Genomic DNA, 1,329 nt, shown 5'->3' with positions numbered 1-1,329 from the left:
TACATTTGAGTTATTAATAGCCTGAGCTATTGCATATGCACTGCTCTGGGAGTGTCCCTTTTCGATAACATATGTACCAAAATTATTACCAGGATTCCTCATGTTCTGATTTAATGCCCTCGTTACATAGGGTGTTACGTTTAGTCTTTGTCCATTGACAGCAATTGATCCATCAGCAATAGCAACCTCTCCAGCATCGCCATTCTTTAACTTTAAGGTGCCCCCATATTCGTTGGTTACACCAATATGATTGGTATGTAAGCTCTGGGAAAGGCTCACCTGAATTTTATTTGCTGCACTGGTATTAGGACCTACCTGAAAGGTTGCAGTGCCAAGTGTTCCATCCAGTAGTTTTAGACCGTTAAACTCAGCAGTATCCACAATTCTATCAAGTTCTGATAGTTTTTGTTGGTATTCCTGATTGAGGTCTTCTCTGTCAGAATCTGTTAGAGCATTTGATGCCTGAACAGCAAGCTCTCTCATCCTCTGTAGGATATTAGACATCTCTTCCATGTTACCTTCAGCAGTCTGCATCATGGAGATACCGTCATATGCATTCCTGATTGCCTGGTTAAGTCCCCTTATCTGTGCCGTCATCCTCTTGGATATGGAAAGTCCTGCAGCATCATCTGCTGCTGAATTGATCCTAAGGCCCGTAGATAGCCTGAGCTGGTTCTTGGCCAGGGCATCTGATGCCAGCCTTAAGCTATTTTGGGCTATTAATGATGATATATTGGTGTTAATTGAAAGTGCCATATTCAACCTCCTTTGTTTCCCAAAAAATTATCTTGCTCTTTGATTACCTTTTCGGCGGAAAGTAAAAATACTTTAGAAAAATGGGGGGAGAGTTTAATGATTGATGTTTAATATTTAATCTTTTAAGAGGGTTATGATAAAAAGAAGGGCTAGGCTATTAACCCAAGTTTTTCTTTTTGATAGATCTGGGTTAAATTTAACATGTATTTTGTCTAGGGAGTGCTAAAAATAGCAGGATATCTTTTAAAAAACAGGCTAAGATTATTTAAAGAGTTTAATCCATATTGGCATAAGGGCGTTAATGCACAATAGCGCACTAAATCCTATGCCAATAAACCACTGAATAAAGCCCAACCTTTTATCTATGGCTTCAAATCTTTTATCCACAGCCTCGAATCTTTTGTCTATCGCTTCAAATCTTGCATTCATTTCCCTTTGCAGTGCCTCGAACCTTTTGTCCATGGCTTCAAATCGTTTCTCAATTGCTTCGAATTTGGCAGTTAACTCCCTTTGTAGTGCTTCAAATCTTTTTTCCATTGCCTCAAAACGTGCAGATTCTATTTCCCTGAGAGC

The 1,329-nt window shown here is 39.4% G+C and carries 1 protein-coding gene and 1 pseudogene; both read right to left on the bottom strand.

Annotated elements, in window-relative coordinates; all coding sequences use genetic code 11:
- The coding region (locus ACYQ0O_RS12970) for a flagellin N-terminal helical domain-containing protein (protein WP_459893745.1) at nt 1–756 on the bottom strand (756 nt) is incomplete at its 3' end.
- 261 nt (nt 757–1,017) lie between these two features.
- Nucleotides 1,018–1,329: pseudogene (locus ACYQ0O_RS12965) on the bottom strand (hypothetical protein); the annotation flags it as partial.

This window comes from Desulfothermus okinawensis JCM 13304 (assembly GCF_054654515.1).
The sequence above is the reverse complement of the archived record's forward strand: the minus strand, read 5'-3'. Positions and strand labels throughout refer to the sequence as shown.